Source organism: Parasedimentitalea nitratireducens, assembly GCF_057444295.1.
In genome coordinates, this window is record NZ_JBYAXC010000002.1 from 721,571 (window position 1) to 742,729 (window position 21,159).

Genomic DNA, 21,159 nt, shown 5'->3' on the forward strand with positions numbered 1-21,159 from the left:
CCCTCTCCAAACCCTCCCGCGCCCACAGGGCATTCGGCTGCGCCGAAATCCCTTGGCGGCCTTGGGCGTGGCACCGCGCCAGGCGCGGTGCCACGCCCAACGGGAGGAGCGCCTCTGACAAGAGGCCGACGACGGGCGGGAGCCGTTCCTTAGTTCACCTTTGCTTCGAACCAGTCCAGCATTTGACCTGCCCAGCTTTGGGGAACAGTATGGCCACCCGGAAACAACAGGAATTCAATGTCGCGCCCCTCGCCGCAGTTCCAGCGACGGCGCAGGACTTTGCCTTCCTGTCGGACTTGGTCAGGGGCATGGCTTTCACAACTGTTGGTTTGCCGCCACAATTCCAGCCCCGCGTAGATATCGCCCTGCTGGAACTGTTTACCGCCTAAATACCGACCTTCCAACGGAACCGTTCTGTCCGCCCAGCCGTGGCTGTGAAACAAGCGGACCGGGCCAGCGCAGCTGTCGGGTTGGGGACGCCAAAACCCTCCTGCCACTGGCGCGTATGCGGCAAAGTCATCGGGATGGGCGCAGGCAAGGTAGTTGACCATGAAAGCACCGGCCGAGAACCCGGCAAGCACCGTGTTTTGCTGGGAAATGCCAAACCTATCGCGCGCATCCGCCTTCACCTCTTGCAAAAAGGCAGCCTCATCCCGCCCCTCCCAACCCGGGAAGAAAACCCAGGATCGGTTGCCATTGCGGCGGCGGGTGGCGTTGGGGGCGATCACTGCATATCCGCGCGCGTTCAGCGCCTCGATCATTTTGGTGTTTTTCATCGTCCCCGCCCCTGACCCGCCATAACCGTGCAGGAAGACAACAGCTGGGGTGGGCTGTTCAACCCCGTGCGGCAAGGAAATATGGTATTCCCCCGTGCTGATTTCACAGGGGTCAGCGGAACCATCGCAATCGGCTGTGGCGGTTGAGGCGGCAAACATCAGGGCCAGTGCCAAGGCCGCACGGCTCATGATTGCCACCGCGCCACCGGCAGGTTGCTGGCAATCCATCCCGGACCCTGGCGCGAGCCAAGAATACCTTCGGGGACGTCAATGATATTACTGAACCCGGCCTTGGTCAGCGCCAGGGTCATGCGCGCTGAGCGCACGCCGCGCGCGCAGATCAGCGCAATCGGCGCGCTGCGGTCATCGCCCACAGCCTTGGCAACCGCGTCGGTGAAATCCTTACGCCGCATATCGATCTGATGGCCACCAACCGGCACACCTGTTGCCTGCCATTCAACAGGAGTTCGGATGTCGATCAGGGTGACATCACCGGATTGCGCATGCTGATAGGCCTCGGTCACGCTTAACCTTGGCTGTTCATGGCCCGGCGGTTGACGGCGCCACCAAACAGCTACACCTGCAACAGCGACCATCGCTGTACCACCAAGCATCAGTTGGCGTCTGGAAATGTTCATTTGGGTCATAGGTTTCCCAATTATCTAAAATCTGTACCGGCGAAATACCATGTTCCAGAGCCGCCGTCAGAAAAAGCCGATGACGCAGCGTTCAAGTTCTTGTCAGCGCCGCCCCCCTGCCCATCTATTGCTTAGAAATTCAGCAAACACAGCACAGCTTCTGGAAATCGCCCTTTGATTGGGCGGTGGGGGCTGGCACAAAAGTCAAAAATTGCTTAGGCAACAAGAAATTTTGCCTTGCCCAAGCCCGGAGATCCACACGTGTCCCTGTTTCTGATTGCGGCCCTGCCATTTCTTGGCGCGCTCTTGCCTGCATTACTGATCCGAGCCGGACGAAACGCCGCGTCGGCTTCTGCTGGTTTTACCACCCTGCTGGCCTTTGTTGGTCTGTTGCTAAACGCCCCTGCCGTGTTAAGCGGTGAGGTGGTTCAAGCGAGATTGGACTGGCTGCCTGGATTGGGGTTGAACGCCAACTTCTATCTGGATGGGCTGGGCTTTCTGTTTGCCGGTCTGATTCTGGGTATTGGCCTGCTGATCATTCTGTACGCGCGGTTCTATTTGTCGCGCGAAGATCCGATGGGGCAGTTCTACTCTTACCTTCTGTTATTCCAAGGCGCGATGGTTGGTATTGTTCTGTCCGACAACATCTTGCTTTTGCTGATTTTCTGGGAACTTACCTCGCTTAGTTCGTTCCTGCTGATCGGCTATTGGAAGCATCTACCCGAGGGACGCCAAGGAGCGCGAATGGCGCTGGCCGTTACCGGGTCCGGTGGTCTGGCGATGATCGCGGGGATGCTGATCCTGGGCAATATCGTAGGGTCTTATGACCTGACTGTGATCCTGCAGAACAAAGAACTGATCCAGTCCTCATCACTATACATGCCTGCGCTGATCCTGATCCTGATTGGTGCGTTTACTAAATCGGCACAGTTCCCGTTCCACTTCTGGCTGCCCCATGCCATGGCTGCACCAACGCCGGTTTCAGCCTATCTGCACTCGGCCACTATGGTGAAAGCGGGCTTGTTCCTGATGGCGCGGATGTGGCCGGTTCTGGCGGGCACCGAGGCCTGGTTCTACATTGTGGCCACAACTGGTTTGATCACCATGGTGATCGGCGCGGTGATCGCATTGTTCAAGGATGACCTGAAGGGTTTGCTGGCCTTTTCAACCGTCAGCCATTTGGGTCTGATCACCATGCTCTTGGGCTTTGGCACCAAGGCAGCGGCCGTTGCGGCGGTGTTCCACATCGTCAACCACGCGACCTTCAAGGCCGCCTTGTTTATGACCGCTGGCATCATCGACCATGGCGCCCATACTCGCGACATCAAACGTCTGGGTGGTCTGCGACATCTGATGCCGATCACCTTTACCATTGCGGTGATTGCTTCGCTGTCGATGGCCGGTTTGCCACCGTTGAACGGCTTCCTCAGCAAAGAAATGATGCTGGAGGAAACTATAAATACGCTGTGGCGTGGCAACCATTATCTGGTTCCTGCACTAGCCGTCTTTGCAGCGATGTTCTCGGCGGCTTATTCGTTCCGCTATATTGTTCATGTGTTCCTGGGCCCGCAGCGGCACGACTATCCAACGCAGCCGCATGATCCAAATCCTGGCCTATGGCTGGCCCCGGCTTTCTTGGCTTCGCTGGTGATTGCCATCGGCCTGACCCCTGGCATCATTTCCGGCCCCGTTGTCTCCTCTGCTTCGGCTGCGGTGATTGGCGACGGACAGGTGCCCTACTTCAAGCCCAAGCTTTGGCACGGGTTCAACACCGCACTGATGATGTCGATTGCGGCGATCACGGGCGGTATCATCTTGCTGATGTCACACAAGAAGCTTGCTGCCGTGTGGGAGGCAGCGCCCCGCCCCGAGGCCAAGGAAATCTTTGAAGGGCTGATTGGCGCGCTGACCCGGTTCGCCCGCGGCCTGACTGATACGCTACACAATGGCTCTATCACCCGCTACTCGGCGATCATGGTGGTCTTTACCACGGCGATCTCGCTCTATGCCTATCGCACCGGTGTGATGTCCGACGCGACACGTGCAGTGCAAGAGGCCGGGCCTTTGCCAATCATTGGCTGGTTCTGCCTGATCGTCGCCACGGGTTTCATCGTAGTGCATCACCGCAACCGTCTGTTGGCGCTGGTGCTGATCGGTGTTGTCGGTCTGATTGTTTCGCTGTCGTTCAACTATCTGTCGGCCCCGGATCTGGCACTGACCCAGATCTCGGTTGAGGTGGTGACCATCATCCTGATGCTGCTGGCGCTGAACTTCCTACCCAAGGAAACACCGGTTGAAACCCCAGTCAGTACGCGCCTGCGCGATGCGGCGATTTCGATCACTGCGGGTGCGGGTGTCGGCGGGCTGATCTATGCCTTGATGACCCGCAATTTTGCCATGCCATCAATTTCCGAGTTCCACCTTGCCAACTCTTACAAAGGCGGCGGCGGCACCAATGTGGTGAACGTGATCCTGGTCGACTTCCGTGGTTACGATACATTTGGCGAAATCATCGTGCTGGGGATTGCCGCACTGGTGATCTATGCACTGACCGAGGCCATTCTGGGTTCAAAAGTCCGCGCCTATTTGCTGAACCGCAAACCCGACCTGCCGCAGGACGGTGACCCGCACCCGCTTATGATGGTTGTTGCCACCCGTGTGATGATGCCGCTGGCCCTAATGGTTGCTGCTTATATCTTCTTCCGCGGTCACAACCTGCCCGGCGGCGGCTTTATCGCTGGCCTGATCGCCGCGATTGCGATGCTCATGCAGTACATGGCGTCTGGCTTTGGCTGGGCGGCTGAACGGCAGAAGTTCTATTACCATGGCATCATCGGATCCGGTGTGCTGATTGCGGCCGCCACCGGTGTTGGCTCGTGGCTGGCCGGTCGCCCCTTCCTGACCAGCTCGTTTGGCTATCTGCATTGGCCACCACTTGAGGAATTTGAATGGGCCACAGCAGCGCTGTTCGACCTTGGTGTTTTCCTGGCCGTTGTCGGTGCGGTGATGCTGACACTGGAAAGCCTGGCCCGTCTGGCCTGGCAGCCCGGCATGACATCCGAACACGCCATGGACATTAACCCGGCCCGCGATGACGCGCCCGAAACTACTAAAGAGGAGGTCTGAGCATGGAAATCCTATTTGCCACAGCTGTGGGCGCTCTGACTGCTGCCGGGATTTATCTGATCCTACGCAAACGCACCTTCCCCGTCATTCTGGGGCTGTCGTTGCTGACTTACGGTGTCAACGTGTTCCTGTTTGCCACCGGACGCCTGACGGTTAACGCCCCTGCGGTGCTGAACAAATACGTCGACGTGCCCTATACCGATCCGCTGCCACAGGCGCTGGTTTTGACCGCAATCGTGATTTCTTTTGGTATGACTGCTGTGGTGGTGATGATAGCGCTGGGGGCCTATTTGTCAGCCAAGGATGACAATATAGACATGATCGAAGATGTCGACGGCGCAGGAGACGACGCATGAACCACTTGCTGATTGCGCCGGTGGTGCTGCCTGCCATCATCGCACCCTTTATTATCATGGTGCTGCGTCACCATCTAAGCTTGCAGCGGATTTTCTCGGTTGCCAGTACGGTTGCCTTGCTGGTGGTCACACTGGTTCTGGCATCACAAGCTGCCGATGGAACGGTTCAGGTTTATGAGCTGGGCAACTGGCGCGCGCCGTTTGGCATTGTTCTGGTGTTGGATCGCCTGTCAGCGCTGATGCTGTTGCTAACCTCGGGGTTGGCTCTGGCTGTCGTGCTTTATGCCATCGGATCTGGCTGGGATAACCGTGGGCGTCATTTCCATGCGCTGTTGCAGTTCCAGCTGATGGGTATTCTGGGCGCGTTTCTGACCGGTGACGCGTTCAACTTGTTTGTGTTTTTCGAGGTGCTGCTGATTGCATCCTATGGTCTGATGATCCACGGCGGCGGTGCCAAGCGATTGCAGGCTGGTGTTCAATACGTGGTCTATAACCTGCTGGGCTCCAGCCTGTTCCTGCTAGCGCTGGGGACCCTGTATTCGGTCACTGGCACGCTAAACATGGCCGATCTGGCGGTGCGCGTGGCCGAGCTTTCGTCCGATGACACCGCGTTGTTGCGGGTGGGTGCGATCATGTTGCTGCTGGTCTTTGCGATCAAGGCCGCGGTTCTGCCCCTGCATTTCTGGCTGCCTGCCTCATACGCCAACGCCCCCCTGCCCGTAGCCGCTTTGTTTGCCATCATGACCAAGGTGGGCGCCTATGCCATCTTGCGGATGTACACATTGGTGTTTAGCCCCGATGTGGCCATCACTGCCGGACTGGTTGGCGACTGGCTGTTGCCCGCCGCGATGCTCACCCTGGCTGTTGGCGCCTTTGGTGTATTGGGATCGCGTGAGATTGGTCGGTTGGTTGCCTTTGGCGCCATCACCTCGATGGGAACCCTGCTGATCGCGATTGCGCTGTTCACTCCCGAATCCACGGCTGCTGCACTGTATTACACCGTGCATTCCACATTGGCCGCGGCGTTGCTGTTCCTGGTGGCTGATCTGGTGATGGAACGTCGCGGCGGTGCCATCATCGCGCAACGCCCCATGGCACAAACCGGGCTGATTGCGACTCTGTTCTTTATTGGCGCGATTGCAATGGCTGGCATGCCTCCGCTATCCGGTTTCATTGGCAAGCTGCTAGTTATGGATGCCGCCCGTGACCACGAGTTGGTGAGCTGGATCTGGCTGGTCATTCTGGCGGGATCACTGATCACTATCATCGGTCTGGCCCGCGCCGGATCCGAGGTTTTCTGGAAAAGCCACGACGCCGAGCATATCCGCGAGGCCGAACCTGAGTTGCCCGTGGATGACACTCAAGCCGTGCCCGAGGAAGAGGCCCCCAAGGCTACTGCTCTGCCCTTTGTTGCTTGTTTCAGCTTAATCGCCGGATTGGCTTTGCTGACAGTGTTTGCGGGGCCAATGATGGACTATTCCGAAGCCACTGCGGCTCAGCTTTTTGAGCCAAGCGTTTACATCGATGCCGTTCTACGGAGGGCTGAACAATGAAGCTGCTACGACGGCTGGTGCCGCACCCGATCCTGACCCTGTTGCTGACTGTGACCTGGCTGCTGCTGGTCAATGGCTGGTCGCTGAACTCGCTGGTGTTTGGTTTAGGTCTGGGCCTGGTGATCCCGTTTTTCACCCAGCCCTATTGGCCCGATCGCCCACGTCTGGCCAAGCCGCTAAAGGTCATCGAGTACATTCTGGTGGTTCTGTATGACATCGTTGTCGCCAATGTGGTGGTCGCCAAGATCGTGGTGTTCAAATCCAACGCCGATCGCCAGCCCAACTGGGTCACCATCCCGCTAGACCTGCGCACCCCCGAGGCGATTACAACGCTGGCTGGCACCATCACCATGACGCCGGGTACCGTATCGGCGGATGTATCCGCCGAGGGCCACGCCCTGTTGGTACATTGCCTGGACGCGCCAAACCCGGATGAAGTCCGCGACGAGATCAAACAGCGCTACGAGCGCCGCCTGATGGAGATTTTCGAATGATCACCTATGCTGCAATCTTTGCCTTTGGCTGTTTTGCCCTGGGCATTCTGATGAACCTTTGGAAAGTGCTGTTTGCCGATGAAATCGCCGACCGCATTCTGGCGCTGGACACCATGTTCATCAATGCCATCGCCCTTATGGTGCTGTATGGCATCGCGCTTGGCACCGGCATCTATTTTGAGGCTGCCATGATTGTTGCCATGCTTGGCTTTGTATCAACCGTAGCCTATGCCCGCTTTATCCTGCGCGGCAACATCATCGAGTGAGGCTGACATGGCGCAATTTTTCGAAATCCTGATCACTGTGTTCCTGGTTACGGCGGGCATCTTTGGTTTTGTCGGCTCGTACGGGTTGTTAAAACTGAGCGATGCCATGTCACGCCTGCACGCCCCAACCAAAGCGACCACTTTGGGTGTGGGCGGCGTGTTGCTGGCCTCGATGGCCAATGCCTTTGCAAATGGTCCTTATATGTCCGTGCACGAGCTGATGATCACCCTGTTCTTGCTGCTGACAGCTCCGATCACGGCGAACTTCATTGCCAAGGTGCATATCCACCGTCGAGAAAGCCGCGAGAGCCTGCCATCGGCGGGTGAAGATGGCGACTGGGCAACAACAGACCTGCCCGAAAGTAAAGAGAGCTGAACGGAACCCCTCTGTTCAGCACCACTTCCTATATTTTAGGCCCCACTTGATATGCATGATACACGCCTGCCGCTGACCAGAGACCTTGTACTGATTGGCGGCGGGCATGCTCATGCACTGGTGTTGCGCAAATGGGGGATGTCTCCCCTGCCCGGTGCGCGACTGACCGTTATCAACCCTGGCCCCACCGCGCCCTATTCGGGCATGCTGCCGGGATTTGTAGCCGGGCACTATCAACGTGAAGAACTGGACATCGATCTGGTCAAGCTGGCCCGTTTTGCGGGAGCTCGGGTTGTGCTCGGGGCTGCTACGGGCATCGACACCGAGGAGCGGCAGATACATGTGCCGGGGCGGCCTCCGATCGCTTATGACGTGGCTTCGGTTGATATTGGCATCACTTCGGACATGCCAGATCTACCAGGATTTGCTGACTATGCCGTACCCGCCAAACCATTGGGTTCCTTTGCTAAGACATGGGGGGCGTTTCGAAATGGCGATGGCCCAGCCCATATTGCGGTCATTGGCGGCGGCGTTGCCGGGGTTGAGCTGGTTCTGGCAATGGCCCATTCGCTGCGCGCGCGTGGACGGCTGGCGCAGGCCACTCTGATCGACAACGCCCATGCGTTACGGGCCATTGGCAGCAAGGCCCGCGCCAAGTTGCGCACTGCCTTGACCGAACACGCGGTCACATTGCTGGAAGGTGTCGAGATCGCAAGTATCGAACCAGACCACATACGCCTGGCGGATGGGCGCGAGGTGCTGTCGGATTTCACCACTGGCGCTGCGGGAGCGCGGCCCTATGACTGGATCGCAGGGACCGGACTTGAGCTGCACAATGGTTTCATCTCGGTGGATCAGAATTTGCAAAGCTCGGACCCTTTGGTCTTTGCTGCGGGCGATTGCGCCCATCTAAGCCACACGCCGCGCCCCAAAGCTGGGGTCTATGCGGTGCGGCAGGCACCGGTGCTGTTTGACAATCTATGTGCGGTTCTGAGCGGCGAAGATCTGCGTCCGTATAAGCCTCAAAATGATTACCTGAAGCTGGTCTCACTTGGTGAGAAATCTGCCCTGGCCGAACGGCATGGACTCACCCTATCGGGGTCGCTGATGTGGCGCTGGAAAAATCACATCGACCAGACCTTCATGATCAAGTTTCGCGAGTTGCCCGAAATGGAGCAGCCAGAACTACCCCCGCATCATACGCTTGGAATGGCCGAAGCATTGGGAGACAAGCCGATGTGCGGTGGCTGTGGGGCCAAGGTGGGGCGCACTGCGCTGCGGGCTGCGCTGGAACCGCTTCCCGGTAGCGTTCGCGATGACATCACCCCACTGCCCGGCGACGATGCTGCCTTGCTGATCACTGGCGGGGTTAAACTGGTTATCAGCTCGGATCATTTACGCGCACTAACTAATGATCCGGTGTTAATGGCCCGAATCACAGCGGTTCATGCACTGGGCGATATCTGGGCCATGGGGGCAGAGCCGCAAGCGGCCACGGCCAATCTGATCTTGCCGCGCATGTCGTCTGAACTGCAGCAACGTACCCTGAGTGAGATCATGGCTGCCTCTACCGACGTCATGCGGAGTGCTGGAGCCGAGATTGTCGGCGGGCACACCTCGCTGGGGGACGAGTTGACCATTGGCTTCACCGTGACGGGGCTGTGCCCTCGCCCGGCAAGTACACTTGCCGGGGCCAAACCCGGAGATGTGTTGCTCCTGACCAAGCCAATTGGCTCGGGCGTGATTATGGCAGCTGAAATGGCGGGCCAAGCTGATGGCGCTTGGGTGAGCGAGGCCCTGGCGATGATGTCTCGCCCACAGGCGGAGACCGCGAAGATATTGCAACCCGCCCATGCCATAACTGATGTCACTGGCTTTGGCCTGTATGGCCACCTGTCTGGGATCTGTGAAGCATCCGGTGTTGGCGCCGTTCTGAACATGGCGGCAGTGCCGCTAATGTCCGGGGCCAAGGAGTTGAGCCGACAAGGAGTGAAATCCTCGTTGTTTGTTGAAAACCGGGCTTTGGCTCCTGAGCATCAAATCAGCGGCTCCCAGGAGCTGTTGTTTGACCCGCAGACCGCAGGTGGCTTGCTGGCCGCGGTTGCCGCCGACGAGGCGCAAACCCTCATGGCGCGATTACACGAAGTTGGTGAACAAGCAGCCGTAATCGGCTCGGTCACGGACGCTCACGCTGGTATCAAGATTAACTAATTTCGGCCGCACCATACGACTGGACCAATACAGATATCTGATCAGCTGCTTTATTCAGCCCATCTGTATCCAGCTCGTCTACGGTCACTTCGCTCCTGACCTCGGCGTTAGCCGTTTGCCGTGATTTGAGGTATGCCGGATCATAGTGCTGAACCATCAGGGCCTCGGTCAATCCTGACTTGTCCCCCGTGGCGATCAGATCCAGCCATTTGTCTACTACCACATTTGAACGATGCGCCCGCAGTGGGTTCAGTTTTCGGCGCAGTTTTGATGCATCGGACAAGATGTCATCATATGCTCGAACCAAATATCGGCAACGCGCGGCAACTGGTGCGTTGACCTGAATACGTGGGGCTGCCTTCATTGCAGTCCACAACGATGGCGGAATGATGCGCTCGCCGATCTTGTTGGACTCCGCCTCGACCAAAACGGGTTTGGTATGGTCAAACCGTGCCAATTGGGCAGCGGCGTTTGTTTCAAACGCCTTTTGGCTTGGCTGGGGGCCGTCCATCCCACCCAGCAATGATCCGCGATGATTGGCCAGACCTTCCAGATCCAGAACCTGCGCACCACGTTCCTGTACCAGTTTCAACAGGTCGGTTTTGGCTGTGCCGGTATAGCCATCCAAGGCAATCAAGCGATGTGCTAAGGGTGTGTCATAGAGATAGGCCTTCACCAAACGGCGATAGGTCTGGTAACCGCCCTCCACTACATCAGCGCGCCAACCAATTTGCTGCAACATCCAAGTAAATGACCCAGAGCGCTGGCCACCGCGCCAGCAATAGACCAGCGGCTGCCAGCCACCGTCTTTGTCGGTCATTGTTGTTTCTATGTGCTGTGCAGCGTTTTTGAACACCATGGCCGCGCCCAGCTTGCGGGCCAGGAACCGGCTTTTTTGCACATACATCGTCCCAACCTGGGCGCGTTCATCGTTGTCCAGCACCGGCAGGTTGATAGCACCCGGAACATGATCTTCGGCAAACTCGGCGGGGCTGCGCACATCGATCACACTATCAAACGAGTGATCAAGCAATTCTAGTAACGAGCAAAAAGTCAAAGCCATAGGCTCTCTGTACCCGCAGCATTGACCTGAGGGAAGTGTCGTTTCGACCCGGCACGCAACAAAAAGCTACTTGCACAGTGGTTCCCAGCATAAGTAATCTTAATTTGAGTATTTTGAACGATACTTGGCGAGATGGGTGTCCTTCCACCCTACAAAAACTGGGCTAATTTGCGGGAACACAATGGAATTACACCCTTTGGATATTCATAATATGCCGGGTCACCTGATCCGCAGGTTGAACCAAATTTCCGTGGCCCAGTTCATGGAGCATGTGGCCTCTGGCGGGCTTTCCATTACACCGGTCCAATATGCGGCACTCTGTGCAATCCGGGATCATCCTGGCATCGATCAGGCCTCGGTTGCGGGGTTGATTGCCTATGACCGTGCCACCCTGGGCAAGGTTATTGATCGCCTGGAGGCCAAGGGCATGGTGCAAAGAAAAGTCTCAGCCACCGACCGGCGTGCGCGCGAGCTGTTTTTGTCATCAGATGGTGAGGCTTTGCTAAAGCAAGCGCATCCGCTGGTGGAAAACGCACAGCCGGACATTTTGGCGGGCTTGGATTCTGAGGAACAAGAACTGCTGGTCAATTTGATGCAGAAGGTTGTTCTGGCTGGAAATGACTTGAGCCGCGCGCCGCACCGCAGCCTGGATACTACATCAGACCAGGGCAACGCCTAGATCAGCTGCCCGCGCGGGATATCATTTTCGTCAAAGGGCTCGATCAATTCGGGGCCTGACGCCCGGTTGGAGTTCACCGCCGGGTCAACCCGGTGAAACTCTAGCACATCGTTATCGCCGGGCTGCATCAATGTGGCGGCCCCCTGCCCTTGCTCCCCTAGCCAGAGTGGCCAATCCTGATGTTCCAGGATCAAGGGCATCCGGTGGTGGACCGATGAAATCTGTTGATTGGCAGCTGTGGTGACAATCGCGCAGCTGTTAACGGAATCGTCGTTGCCCCAACTTTGCCAGATCCCGGCAAAGGCCACAGGGGCCTCATCACGGCGCTGGAAATACCACGGTAACCTGCGATCCAGCGCGTCCTTGGTCCATTCATAAAAACCAGTCGCCGGGATCAGGCAGCGGCGTTCGCGACAGGCCGAGGCAAAGGCGGGTTTGTTGGCGATTGTCTCGGCACGGGCGTTGATCAGCAGCGGACCAGCGTTTGGAGCTTGATACCAATGCGGCAGAAATCCCCAACGCATTGACAGCAGCTGGCGCCCCAACTCGCCACTGCGCACCACATGTACTGGGTTTGTAGGGCAGACATTGAAGTTCGGGACATTGGGCAGATTATTGGCGGGCACAGCTGCAAACAGCTGCGCCATGGCATCGTTGGGAAGAGTAGTTGCAAGTCGTCCACACATGGTCCAAAAATCCCCAAACTGCACTGCCAAGTCCAGACAAAACTCAAGGATTTCCAAAGTTCATGTCCGCGCCCCCAGCTTCTCTACTCAAGTCAAAGATCCTAGCAGACATGGAGAACGCGAAGAACTCCCAAGCCCTGAAGAAGGCCAAACTGGGAGTGAAAAAATTCCCAAAAGATCCTGACTTTTGGTCGATGACTGGTTTTGTTTTGCAATCCGATGGACAGTACAAAAAGGCCGCTCAGTATTTTCTTGGTGCAGCCAAATTACGCCCAGGTGACGAAAAGGACGTTGAGAACCTCGTTTCAGCTCTTGAGATGTCGAACCAGGTAACCGTCGCGGAAGAATATCTGTTCAAGACGATCGAAAAATACCCCGATCGCCTACACTTTGTCTCGTTGCTTGGAAACCTGATGGCCAGAAGTGAGCAATGGGCTGAACTGGTTAAATTCACCACGCATCGGCTGGACCGGTTTCCAGGCAAGGTGGAATTGCTCTGCTTGCGTGGCACAGCCTACAACCACATGAACCGCTATGATCTTAGTTTTGAGGATCGGTTCCAGGCTTATGAGCTTTCGCCGACCCACCCCATGGCTGCCAGACTATACGCGCAAAGCCTGCATCAGCGGGGCGACAAGCAAGAGGCCAAGCAGATCTTTGCTTCGATAGTCGATAGAGACCCGAGCGATCTAAATGCAATCTACGAGCTTTCTCTGCTGGCAACGCCAGACGAGGCCCAAAGGCTGCTCAAAAACATAGACCAGATTTCAACGGATGCCATCCAGCAAGAAGACCTGCTTCATTATGCGCATGCCCAACTTGTAAAGACATGCGAAGGCCTGACGAACGCCTTGCCTCTTTTTGCCAAAGCAAACGCCGCTCGATTTGCCAAGAACCCATATGATGAAGTGAAACAAGACCAGCTCTTTGAAGTTGCAAGACAGGGGTTCGAAGATCCCGTTGTCGCCGATGGGCATCCTGATTTGGCCTCGGTTGTTCCCATCTTCGTTGTTGGTCAGCCCAGATCTGGAACAACTTTGCTTGAGATGATGTTGTCATCATCGAAAACAACAGAGGCCTGTGGCGAGCTACCAGCTGTGGGCCAGTTTTGCAGAGAACACCTGAAAAGCGCGCATGGATTTTCCGTGTCAGAGGCGAACGAACTTGCCGCTTATTATGCCGAGAGCCTGCCTCCGCTTTTGCCTAGCAGCAAAGCGTTTGTCGACAAGATGCCACATAACTACCAGAATGTAGGTCATATTTTGTCGGCCATCCCAAACGCCAAGGTCGTCAATATCCTCAGAGATCCCCGTGATACCGCGCTATCCACATGGATCCAACGGTTTCCAGCCAGCGGCATAACTCACGCGAATGACTGGGCTGCCATGGCCCATAGTGCCAACCTGTATCGACGTTACATAAATATGTGGCAGGCAAAGTTTGCAGGCCAGATCCTTACAATTCAATACGAGCAGCTCATAGCTGAGCCCGAAACCGTTATCAGGCAAGTTGCCGCACACTGTGGGATTGACTGGGATCCAGCGATGATCGCGCCTGAACGAAACACTTCGACCGTTAAGACCGCCAGCATTGATCAGGTGCGGAGCAAAATCTCATCTAGATCTGTTGGCAAGTGGAAGCAGGCCGCTGAAGAGCTTCAACCTTTTCTTGCCAAACTGGATGCGACACTGTGGCCCGAGTACGATTTGTGACCGGTTCAGATCTTGAAAGACAAGACCACCTCTAGGCTTTCTAACGAATGCGCTCAATCGTCGGGCAACAGTTCGTCAATCAGTACCCCCAACAGTTGGGTGCGTGTCTTCACTCCGGCTTTCCGGTAAATCGAACTGTTTTGCGATTTCACCGTGCCTTGGCTGGTCTTTCGTAGGTCGGCGATTTCCGCAACGGACAGTCCTTTGACAGTGAGCAAGGCAATGTCCTTTTCAGCCTTGCTAAGGGCCCAACGGTCAAACTGACCATTCAACATGGCAAAGAACTGCCCCTGGGCGGCACGCAGGTGGCGCTCAACTTCGCGGTTGCGGCGTTGAAGCTGGCGATGGCTGCGCCAGATCAACACGGCGCCAGAGACGAACCCCACTAATGTGGCAAGAGACACCAGTTCATGTGCCAGCCAGCTGTTAGAAATCAGGTAGTATCCCGTAATCTCGCCAACCAGCTGCGACAGAAACGCCAAGGCGGAGGCTAAGTAAATTAGCCCCCCAACCTTGAACATCGCGGATGATGTCAGTGGTAGTTTCAACTAAACGTGCTCCAAACTAATCAAGCTGATCAGGGCTTAGTCGTCGTCCTCGCCCTCATCTTCTTCGCCTTCCCCGTCGTCGTCATCTTCCCCATCGTCGTCTCCCTCTTCCTCACCATCGTCGTCCTCGCCATCGTCGTCTTCTTCGCCGTCGTCGTCTCCCTCATCCTCGGGATCGTCTTCACCGTCGTCGTCTTCGCTATCATCACCCTCTTCATCGTCCTCCTCTTCGAGGTCATCTTCGATCTCGTCTTCAACGTCTTCCAGATCGTCCTCTTCCAGATCCTCTTCATCGTCATCTTCTTCGTCGTCGATCTCGGTTCTGTCACGCAAAACAGTCCCGTCTTTCCCCAGAACAATTTCACGCTCGACGCCCGGCCCTGTGGCTTCGAACTTGGTATTTCCGAACAGTGTTTGCCTGATCTCGATCTCAGTATAGCCCTCGTCGGTCAGCTCCTGAACAATCTCCGCCTTGGTGACCTGTGCCATAGCGGTTGTTGCCATCAGCGTGGCAGCGACACTCATCAATATTGTCTTGTTCAACATTTGCTTTTCCTCAAGCTGGATATACCCAATCCAATCACTCAAGCGGGTGTCTGAGGAATACGACTTTGGTTGAAATTGCCGTATTTAAGCAAAAGGCCTATGCCCGGAACCACGGACATTGCACGTAAAAAAAGCCCCGCTGACATCGATCAGCGGGGCCACTTCTTAGCTTTCTCGTGAGTGCTTACTTCTGAGAAATACGTCCATCAACGTAAGGTGTATATGGCGAGTTTGTTGCCATGTATTCAGCCAGAACATCAGCCAGGTCTGGGCCAAAGTCATAGGCGTTCTTGTCGTCGCCTGCGAACATTTTGTAGCCGTCACCGCCGCCACGCACATAGTTGTTGGTCACAACCATGTAGGTTTTGGCCGGATCAACCGCAACGAAACCGTCGCCATCGGCAACCATAACGTCCTGGATTCGGCCTTCGCCGGCTGCAACGCTTGCATCCCAGCTAAACTTCAGACCGGCAACCTGTGGGAAGCGGCCTTTGACCTCTTCCACCTGGCTTACACCGTTTTCAAGTGCCGCAACCAGGGTCGCGCCATCCAGTTCAAAGGTCGACAGGGTATTCTGGAACGGCAGAACCGACAGTACTTCGCCCATTGTGACTTCACCCGGTTCCATGCTGGCACGAATGCCGCCCGAGTTTGCAATGGCAATGGTGACGCCCTGGTCCTTTACCCGTGCCAACATCGCATCCGCTACAAGATTGCCCATCTGGCATTCCTGAATACGGCAGGTTGCGCGGTCACCGTTGATGGATTCAGCTGACTCGGCCACAACCTTGGTGCGGATTTCTTCCAGTGGTGTGCCCAGCTCGGCGATACGGGCAACTGTGGCTTCGTCTTCGGCCACGGCTGCATCCATGCTCAGCGGCTCACCTGCGGCCTCAACCACGTTGCCGGCGTCGTCAAAGGTCACGTTCAGTTCACCCAGGAACTTGCCATAGGCATAGGCCTGAACAATCGCTGTGTCGTTGACCATTGTCGGGTAAGGACCAACTGCACGGTCGGACACGTTCGACAGGTAGCTGTTCGAGTGGCCACCAACAATCACGTCAACACCGGTCGTTTCGGCGGCAACTTTTTGGTCGAGAACATAACCCGAGTGGCTGAGCACGATAATCTTGTTCACGCCTTCGGCTGTCAGGCGGTCTACTTCAGCCTGAACCGCAGCAACCGGGTCACCAAAGGTGATGTTTTTGCCAGGGCTGGCCAGATCGTGGGTGTCTTCTGGTGTCAGGCCGATCAGGCCGATTTTTTCACCGCCGCGCTCGATCACGGTGGATTTGTTCAGAACACCAGCCAGAGCAGGCTCGGCGCTGACGTCGGCGTTAGACATTAGGATTGGGAAATCAACCGAATCCATGAAGCCACGCAGAACTTCGGGGCCGTCATCGAACTCGTGGTTACCAACGGTCATGCCGTCGTAGCCCATTTTGTTCATCATTTCGGCTGCAACTTTACCCTTGTAATAGGTATAGAACAGCGAGCCCTGGAACTGGTCGCCACCATCCACCAGGATCGAGTTGTTCGAGCGAGCACGCGCATCGGCGATTGCCGTCACCAAACGAGCAGAGCCACCAAAGCACTTACCTTCGGCGTTGTCGCCTTCACGGCAGCCGCTGTCATACTTGCTGACCGGCTCAAATCTGGAGTGGAAATCGTTGGTGTGCAGAATTGTCAGTTTATAGTCGGCCGCAGCCATACCAGCTGTCAGCCCAAGGGCCGCCACCGAAGTAAGAATTCGCGTCATCATAATAGAGAATCTCCCAGTTCTTCTTGTTATCGCCCCGATGGACACGAATGATGCATCCACGTTGGGGAATATGACATTCTTGCGTCCAGCTGTCGGAATCGCAAGACTATTGTCGCAACTTCCCCAACTGCCCCTTTGAATAGGCCACTTACATGACGCTGAAATGACGGTTTCGCTGCCTATTTAGGCAGCGTTACAAAGCCAAATGCTTGACCCCGGCGCAGCCGCAGGGCATCACGCCTTCATGCTGATTTACAAGATATTCCGCGCCGACGAATGGGCCGCGTTCGACTCACAGGGTGAAACTTTGGGCGCTCCGATCGACCTAAGCGATGGTTTCATTCATTTCTCAACCGCCAAACAGGCCGCAGAAACGGCCGCCAAGCATTTTGCCGGGGCCGAGGGCCTGATGCTGCTGGCCTTTGAAGCCGACGACATGGGAGACGCCCTGAAATGGGAAGTGTCCCGCGGTGATGCATTATTCCCGCATCTGTTTCGCACGCTCAAACTGTCCGAGTTGCTGTGGGTAAAACCCCTGCCGCTGGTTGACGGCGCACATCAATTCCCGGCGGAGATGGCATGAAACTGATCGAGAAAATCGGCCTCACAGCCCTGCACCGAATGGACCCAGAAGCAGCCCATGGTCTAGCCATTAAAGCCTTGAAGATGAGGATGACCCCAACACCGGGTGCGGTCACCTCTTCTCGGCTAAAAACAACACTGGCTGGGATTGATCTGCCCAATCCCGTGGGCCTTGCTGCGGGATTTGATAAGAACGCCGAGGCGCTGACGCCGCTGAGCCAATCTGGCTTTGGCTTTATCGAGGTCGGTGCCGCCACCCCTCGCCCACAGCCCGGCAATCCCAAACCCCGCCTGTTCCGCCTGACCGAAGACAAGGCGGCAATCAATCGCTTTGGGTTCAACAACGAGGGCATGGAGCTAATCGGCCAGCGGCTTGCACAGCGCCCCAAGGATGCTGTGATTGGTCTGAACCTGGGGGCCAACAAGGACAGTGACGACCGCGCCGGTGATTTTGCCCGTGTGTTGGAGCACTGTGGCGCACATCTGGACTTTGCGACGGTGAATGTGTCCTCTCCCAATACTGAAAAATTGCGGGATCTGCAGGGCAAGGCTGCGCTGTCGGCGCTGTTGTCTGGCGTGATCGAAACCCGTGATGGGTTGTCGCGCAGGGTGCCGGTGTTTTTGAAAATTGCACCGGATCTGACCGTTGAAGAGCTACAGGACATTGCCGAGGTCGCTGTGGAAACCGGAATTGACGCGGTGATTGCTACCAATACCACCCTGTCGCGTGAAGGGCTGAACAGCCCCCATAAAGGCGAGATGGGTGGGTTATCTGGTGCGCCGGTCTATGAGAAATCCACCCGCGTTCTGGCGCAGCTGTCGAAATTGCTGGACGGACAGGTTCCACTGGTCGGCGTTGGTGGCATCAGTTCACCTGAGCAAGCCTATGCCAAGATCTGCGCCGGGGCCAGTGCAGTACAGCTGTACACAGCGATGATCTATCAGGGTCTGTCCCTCGCTGGTGACGTTGCCCGCGGCTTGGACGACTTGCTGGCCCGTGACGGGTTCAACACCGTGGCCGAGGCTGTCGGCAGTAAACGAGAGGACTGGCTATGATAAGTTATTGGCACAACCCACGCTGTTCCAAATCGCGCGCCGGTCTGGCGCTGTTTGAGGGGAAAGGCGTTGAGGTTCAGACCCGGCTTTACCTGACAGATGCGCCATCACTGGAAGAGATCAAACAGGTTCAAGCCGCACTTGGCGTTTCGGCTATTGAAATGATGCGCTGCAAGGATGCCCTGTTCAAAGAACTGGGTCTTGGCAAAGACAGCTCGGAGGCGGAGCTGTTGGCTGCCATGGTTAGTAATCCGGCTCTGATTGAGCGCCCGATTGCCATTTCAGGTGACACGGCCGCAATAGGTCGCCCAACCGAGGCGCTTGAGGCCCTACTCTGATCAGCAAGCCGTTTTCTGCGCAGAAAACGTCCCGGATTTTTTCAAAACTCCGGGTTACGTTGCGCGGGCTTCAAGAGCTGGATAGCGGAGCCCCAAACTGATCCCGCGCGCCACAAATGAGATCAAAAGAGCCATCCACAGACCATGGTTGCCCAGCAATGGGACAAGCGCAGCAACGGCAGCGGCATAGACTGCAAAGCTGACTATCATCATGTTTCGCATGTCACGTGTTGCTGTTGCACCAATGAAAATCCCATCAAGCATCCAAGCAGCCCAACCCAGAGGTGGCGCTAGAACCATGTAGGGCAGATAAATTCGCGCCGTCTCGCGAACCTCTTCTGATGTCGCCATGATGTTGATGATCGTCCCCCCGGCCAGCGCAAAAATAATTGCCAGGACAACCACTACAACCAGCCCCCAAAAACTGGTCAGCCAGGCGCTTCGCCGCAAAAGTTGGCTTTGACGGGACCCAACCGCCTGCCCCACCAGCGATTCTGCCGCAAAGGCAAACCCGTCCATCGCATAGGCAGTGATAAGCAGGAACTGTAACAACACCTGATTGGCTGCCAGGACCACATCCCCAAACCCTGCGCCAAAAAATAAAAAAGCTACAAACATTGCCTGCAACAACAACGAACGGATCAGGATATCGCCATTGACCATGGCCATATTGCGTAGGCGGTCACGATCAAAGACCTGTACCCAGTTGTGCCAGTCCGGCATCCGAAGGACGCCGCGACAAAACCATATGCCCAACGCCAGCGCCGACCATTCGGCAATGAAAGTCGCATAGGCAACCCCGTTCACGCCCCAGCCCAACTGCAAGACGAACCACAAGTCCAGCAGGATATTGATGCCATTCATCCACAACTGCAGCACCAGAACAGCGCGGGTGCGTTCCTGTGCAATCAACCAGCCAGTAATGCCATACAACCCAATAGCTGCCGGTGCAGACCAAACCCGAATGCGCAGATAGTCTTTGGCCAGTCCTTCGACCTCGGGTGTGGCCGGTGCCAGCTGGAAAGACAGATAGAACAACGGCGCTTGCAGCAAGATCAAAGCCAGACCAGCACCAAACCCGATCAGCAATGCGCGTGTTAACAACGCTGCCACTTCACCGCGTTCGCCCGCTCCCAATGCCTGACTGGTCAGACCAACAGTCCCCATCCGCAGGAAACCAAACACCCAGTATAGAGCAGAGAGAATTATCGCCCCGATGCCGACGGCCCCAATCGGAGCAGCCGCTCCCATTTGCCCAACCACGCCGGTATCCACCGCCCCCAGAATCGGCACGGTGGCATTGGACAGCACAATCGGCAGTGCAATCTTGAGCACCCTCCGGTGCCCCAGAAACGTATCAGTTTTTTGCTGCATCGCGTTTATCCACGCCTTGCGGCATCAGGAAGTGGCCGACAGCCTGGGCAAAAGGGCGGTCCTTGTTGTCCTGCCAGGCCTCGACCCTCACGCTGGCAAAGCGGCGACCCGAGCGGGCGACAACTGCGCGAGCATAGGCATCACGCGGCAATCCAGACCGCAGGTAATCAACAGTAAAATCGATAGTCTTGGGCTGTCGGGGCAGTTTACCTGCCGCCAGATCGTCTGGGTCGATCTCGCCCGCTTCGATCTTGGGCCAGAGATGCTGCCAGTTCAGCGCCATCATCGCGGTCATTTCCAGAAAGGCCGCTGTTGCGCCGCCATGAAGCGCGGGCAGAAACGGATTGCCGATCAGTTTCTCATCAAAATTCATCTGGCCGGTCAACTCGTCCCCACGCCGGTCAAAACTGATGTTCAGAAACCGGATATAGGGCACCGAGGACACCAGCGCGGACAAGGCAGCATCGCGACGTTGTTTGACAACCTGCATGGGCTCGGGACGAGGACGGCTCAAAACGTGGCCTCCACAGAAAAGGCAGCTGTTGCGGTGGCAACCGGGCGGTCCTTGTCATCATCCAGTGCAACCGCACGCACAAAGGCCACGTTACGGCTTATGTGATGGCAAGTGGCCTTGGTTGTAATGGTCTGCCCAGGGGTGGCCGAGCGCATGTATTCGATCCGCAAGTCAATTGTGGCTGTGCCGCCGGGGGCTTCGGGATGGCTCATCACAGCGGCACCGCAACAGGTGTCCATCAGGGCAGAAACCGCCCCACCGTGAACGACACCGGTACTTGGGTCACCGATAAGTTTGACATCATAGGGCATGGTGATCTCTGCCATACCGTCACCAATTTGGGTGAGCACCATCCCCAGTTCTTGGGCATGGGGAATTGCCTGAATGAACTGGCGGGCCAATTGCGACTTTTCAACCATTGTGATGTCCCTATGATTTGAGCGACTTTATGCGCAGCCGACTTACCAATGAGCAACCCCAACCTGTTGCACAACGCAAAGCAA

Annotated in this window: 22 protein-coding genes; 12 read left to right on the forward strand and 10 right to left on the reverse strand. The window is 56.5% G+C overall.

Features of this window, described 5'->3' with window-relative positions; translation table 11 throughout:
• Positions 1-149: 149 nt before the first annotated feature.
• Positions 150-965: a CE1 family esterase gene (locus tag AC2T28_RS09210; RefSeq protein WP_486748677.1), complete on the reverse strand. Its 816-nt coding sequence runs from the start codon at positions 963-965 to the stop codon at positions 150-152.
• Positions 962-1,414, reverse strand: a complete 453-nt coding sequence (locus AC2T28_RS09215; protein ID WP_486748678.1) for a rhodanese-like domain-containing protein — start codon at positions 1,412-1,414, stop codon at positions 962-964. Before AC2T28_RS09215 ends, AC2T28_RS09210 begins: the two co-directional genes overlap by 4 nt.
• A gap of 261 nt (positions 1,415-1,675) precedes the next feature.
• Between AC2T28_RS09215 and AC2T28_RS09220 the strand changes: the two genes are divergently transcribed.
• Genes AC2T28_RS09220 through selD form a run of 7 tightly spaced genes read left to right on the forward strand, consistent with a single transcriptional unit; the run spans position 1,676 to position 9,796 of the window.
• Entirely contained in the window at positions 1,676-4,540 is a 2,865-nt protein-coding gene (locus AC2T28_RS09220; RefSeq protein WP_486748679.1) for a monovalent cation/H+ antiporter subunit A, read from the forward strand.
• Between the two features lie 2 nt (positions 4,541-4,542).
• Positions 4,543-4,896, forward strand: a complete 354-nt coding sequence (locus AC2T28_RS09225) for a Na+/H+ antiporter subunit C (RefSeq protein ID WP_486748680.1) — start codon at positions 4,543-4,545, stop codon at positions 4,894-4,896.
• Positions 4,893-6,449 carry a monovalent cation/H+ antiporter subunit D gene (locus AC2T28_RS09230; protein ID WP_486748681.1) on the forward strand — a complete coding sequence of 519 codons (1,557 nt, stop codon included), beginning with the start codon at positions 4,893-4,895 and terminating at the stop codon, positions 6,447-6,449. The genes AC2T28_RS09225 and AC2T28_RS09230 overlap by 4 nt, the downstream gene beginning before the upstream one ends.
• Positions 6,446-6,943 carry a Na+/H+ antiporter subunit E gene (locus tag AC2T28_RS09235; RefSeq protein WP_486748682.1) on the forward strand — a complete coding sequence of 166 codons (498 nt, stop codon included), beginning with the start codon at positions 6,446-6,448 and terminating at the stop codon, positions 6,941-6,943. Before AC2T28_RS09230 ends, AC2T28_RS09235 begins: the two co-directional genes overlap by 4 nt.
• Positions 6,940-7,209, forward strand: coding sequence for a K+/H+ antiporter subunit F (locus tag AC2T28_RS09240; RefSeq protein ID WP_486748683.1), 270 nt, complete (start codon positions 6,940-6,942; stop codon positions 7,207-7,209). Before AC2T28_RS09235 ends, AC2T28_RS09240 begins: the two co-directional genes overlap by 4 nt.
• Positions 7,210-7,216: 7 nt before the next feature.
• Positions 7,217-7,585: a Na+/H+ antiporter subunit G gene (locus AC2T28_RS09245; protein ID WP_486748684.1), complete on the forward strand. Its 369-nt coding sequence runs from the start codon at positions 7,217-7,219 to the stop codon at positions 7,583-7,585.
• Positions 7,586-7,636: 51 nt separating this feature from the next.
• A complete protein-coding gene (selD, locus tag AC2T28_RS09250) occupies positions 7,637-9,796 on the forward strand; it encodes a selenide, water dikinase SelD (protein ID WP_486748685.1) in 2,160 nt (719 codons plus the stop codon).
• Here the strand turns inward: selD and mnmH are convergent.
• Positions 9,789-10,859, reverse strand: a complete 1,071-nt coding sequence (gene mnmH, locus AC2T28_RS09255) for a tRNA 2-selenouridine(34) synthase MnmH (RefSeq protein ID WP_486748686.1) — start codon at positions 10,857-10,859, stop codon at positions 9,789-9,791. The two genes, selD and mnmH, sit on opposite strands and share 8 nt — an antisense overlap.
• Positions 10,860-11,040: 181 nt before the next feature.
• On the opposite strand from mnmH, the gene AC2T28_RS09260 reads away from it, so the two are divergent.
• A complete protein-coding gene (locus tag AC2T28_RS09260) occupies positions 11,041-11,538 on the forward strand; it encodes a MarR family winged helix-turn-helix transcriptional regulator (RefSeq protein ID WP_486748687.1) in 498 nt (165 codons plus the stop codon).
• Here AC2T28_RS09260 and AC2T28_RS09265 read toward each other — a convergent pair.
• Complete coding sequence (locus tag AC2T28_RS09265) at positions 11,535-12,224, reverse strand: SOS response-associated peptidase (protein WP_486748688.1); 690 nt, start codon at positions 12,222-12,224, stop codon at positions 11,535-11,537. The two genes, AC2T28_RS09260 and AC2T28_RS09265, sit on opposite strands and share 4 nt — an antisense overlap.
• Positions 12,225-12,286: 62 nt before the next feature.
• Here AC2T28_RS09265 and AC2T28_RS09270 point away from each other — a divergent pair, with 62 nt between their 5' ends.
• On the forward strand, positions 12,287-13,936 hold the full coding sequence (locus AC2T28_RS09270) for a tetratricopeptide repeat-containing sulfotransferase family protein (protein WP_486748689.1): 1,650 nt from the start codon (positions 12,287-12,289) through the stop codon (positions 13,934-13,936).
• A 53-nt stretch (positions 13,937-13,989) separates the two neighbouring features.
• Here the strand turns inward: AC2T28_RS09270 and AC2T28_RS09275 are convergent, their stop codons facing one another.
• From AC2T28_RS09275 to AC2T28_RS09285, 3 genes are all read right to left on the reverse strand, one after another.
• On the reverse strand, positions 13,990-14,484 hold the full coding sequence (locus tag AC2T28_RS09275; protein ID WP_486748690.1) for a helix-turn-helix transcriptional regulator: 495 nt from the start codon (positions 14,482-14,484) through the stop codon (positions 13,990-13,992).
• Positions 14,485-14,520: 36 nt separating this feature from the next.
• Entirely contained in the window at positions 14,521-15,009 is a 489-nt protein-coding gene (locus AC2T28_RS09280) for a hypothetical protein (protein ID WP_486748691.1), read from the reverse strand.
• Between the two features lie 205 nt (positions 15,010-15,214).
• On the reverse strand, positions 15,215-16,792 hold the full coding sequence (locus AC2T28_RS09285) for a bifunctional metallophosphatase/5'-nucleotidase (protein WP_486748692.1): 1,578 nt from the start codon (positions 16,790-16,792) through the stop codon (positions 15,215-15,217).
• Positions 16,793-17,036: 244 nt separating this feature from the next.
• On the opposite strand from AC2T28_RS09285, the gene AC2T28_RS09290 reads away from it, so the two are divergent.
• Genes AC2T28_RS09290 through arsC form a run of 3 tightly spaced genes read left to right on the forward strand, consistent with a single transcriptional unit; the run spans position 17,037 to position 18,768 of the window.
• Positions 17,037-17,375 carry a DUF952 domain-containing protein gene (locus AC2T28_RS09290; RefSeq protein WP_486748962.1) on the forward strand — a complete coding sequence of 113 codons (339 nt, stop codon included), beginning with the start codon at positions 17,037-17,039 and terminating at the stop codon, positions 17,373-17,375.
• Entirely contained in the window at positions 17,372-18,430 is a 1,059-nt protein-coding gene (locus AC2T28_RS09295; RefSeq protein ID WP_486748693.1) for a quinone-dependent dihydroorotate dehydrogenase, read from the forward strand. The genes AC2T28_RS09290 and AC2T28_RS09295 overlap by 4 nt, the downstream gene beginning before the upstream one ends.
• Positions 18,427-18,768, forward strand: coding sequence for an arsenate reductase (glutaredoxin) (arsC, locus tag AC2T28_RS09300; RefSeq protein ID WP_486748694.1), 342 nt, complete (start codon positions 18,427-18,429; stop codon positions 18,766-18,768). Before AC2T28_RS09295 ends, arsC begins: the two co-directional genes overlap by 4 nt.
• A gap of 54 nt (positions 18,769-18,822) precedes the next feature.
• On the opposite strand, the gene AC2T28_RS09305 is transcribed toward arsC, so the two are convergent.
• From AC2T28_RS09305 to AC2T28_RS09315, 3 genes are read right to left on the reverse strand one after another with little or no spacing between them, the layout of a single operon-like run.
• On the reverse strand, positions 18,823-20,142 hold the full coding sequence (locus AC2T28_RS09305; RefSeq protein ID WP_486748695.1) for an MATE family efflux transporter: 1,320 nt from the start codon (positions 20,140-20,142) through the stop codon (positions 18,823-18,825).
• Positions 20,126-20,656, reverse strand: coding sequence for a PaaI family thioesterase (locus AC2T28_RS09310; RefSeq protein ID WP_486748696.1), 531 nt, complete (start codon positions 20,654-20,656; stop codon positions 20,126-20,128). Before AC2T28_RS09310 ends, AC2T28_RS09305 begins: the two co-directional genes overlap by 17 nt.
• A complete protein-coding gene (locus AC2T28_RS09315) occupies positions 20,653-21,075 on the reverse strand; it encodes a PaaI family thioesterase (RefSeq protein ID WP_486748697.1) in 423 nt (140 codons plus the stop codon). Before AC2T28_RS09315 ends, AC2T28_RS09310 begins: the two co-directional genes overlap by 4 nt.
• Positions 21,076-21,159 lie beyond the last annotated feature (84 nt).

Excerpts from the sequence above, each read along its gene's own strand:
- AC2T28_RS09210 (WP_486748677.1), bottom strand. The coding sequence starts at position 965 with ATGAGCCGTGCGGCCTTGGCACTGGCCCTGATGTTTGCCGCCTCAACC.
- AC2T28_RS09215 (WP_486748678.1), bottom strand. The coding sequence starts at position 1,414 with ATGAACATTTCCAGACGCCAACTGATGCTTGGTGGTACAGCGATGGTC.
- AC2T28_RS09225 (WP_486748680.1), top strand. The coding sequence starts at position 4,543 with ATGGAAATCCTATTTGCCACAGCTGTGGGCGCTCTGACTGCTGCCGGG.
- AC2T28_RS09230 (WP_486748681.1), top strand. The coding sequence starts at position 4,893 with ATGAACCACTTGCTGATTGCGCCGGTGGTGCTGCCTGCCATCATCGCA.
- AC2T28_RS09235 (WP_486748682.1), top strand. The coding sequence starts at position 6,446 with ATGAAGCTGCTACGACGGCTGGTGCCGCACCCGATCCTGACCCTGTTG.
- AC2T28_RS09240 (WP_486748683.1), top strand. The coding sequence starts at position 6,940 with ATGATCACCTATGCTGCAATCTTTGCCTTTGGCTGTTTTGCCCTGGGC.
- AC2T28_RS09245 (WP_486748684.1), top strand. The coding sequence starts at position 7,217 with ATGGCGCAATTTTTCGAAATCCTGATCACTGTGTTCCTGGTTACGGCG.
- selD (WP_486748685.1), top strand. The coding sequence starts at position 7,637 with ATGCATGATACACGCCTGCCGCTGACCAGAGACCTTGTACTGATTGGC.
- mnmH (WP_486748686.1), bottom strand. The coding sequence starts at position 10,859 with ATGGCTTTGACTTTTTGCTCGTTACTAGAATTGCTTGATCACTCGTTT.
- AC2T28_RS09260 (WP_486748687.1), top strand. The coding sequence starts at position 11,041 with ATGGAATTACACCCTTTGGATATTCATAATATGCCGGGTCACCTGATC.
- AC2T28_RS09265 (WP_486748688.1), bottom strand. The coding sequence starts at position 12,224 with ATGTGTGGACGACTTGCAACTACTCTTCCCAACGATGCCATGGCGCAG.
- AC2T28_RS09270 (WP_486748689.1), top strand. The coding sequence starts at position 12,287 with ATGTCCGCGCCCCCAGCTTCTCTACTCAAGTCAAAGATCCTAGCAGAC.
- AC2T28_RS09280 (WP_486748691.1), bottom strand. The coding sequence starts at position 15,009 with ATGAGTGTCGCTGCCACGCTGATGGCAACAACCGCTATGGCACAGGTC.
- AC2T28_RS09285 (WP_486748692.1), bottom strand. The coding sequence starts at position 16,792 with ATGATGACGCGAATTCTTACTTCGGTGGCGGCCCTTGGGCTGACAGCT.
- AC2T28_RS09290 (WP_486748962.1), top strand. The coding sequence starts at position 17,037 with ATGCTGATTTACAAGATATTCCGCGCCGACGAATGGGCCGCGTTCGAC.
- AC2T28_RS09295 (WP_486748693.1), top strand. The coding sequence starts at position 17,372 with ATGAAACTGATCGAGAAAATCGGCCTCACAGCCCTGCACCGAATGGAC.
- arsC (WP_486748694.1), top strand. The coding sequence starts at position 18,427 with ATGATAAGTTATTGGCACAACCCACGCTGTTCCAAATCGCGCGCCGGT.
- AC2T28_RS09305 (WP_486748695.1), bottom strand. The coding sequence starts at position 20,142 with ATGCAGCAAAAAACTGATACGTTTCTGGGGCACCGGAGGGTGCTCAAG.
- AC2T28_RS09315 (WP_486748697.1), bottom strand. The coding sequence starts at position 21,075 with ATGGTTGAAAAGTCGCAATTGGCCCGCCAGTTCATTCAGGCAATTCCC.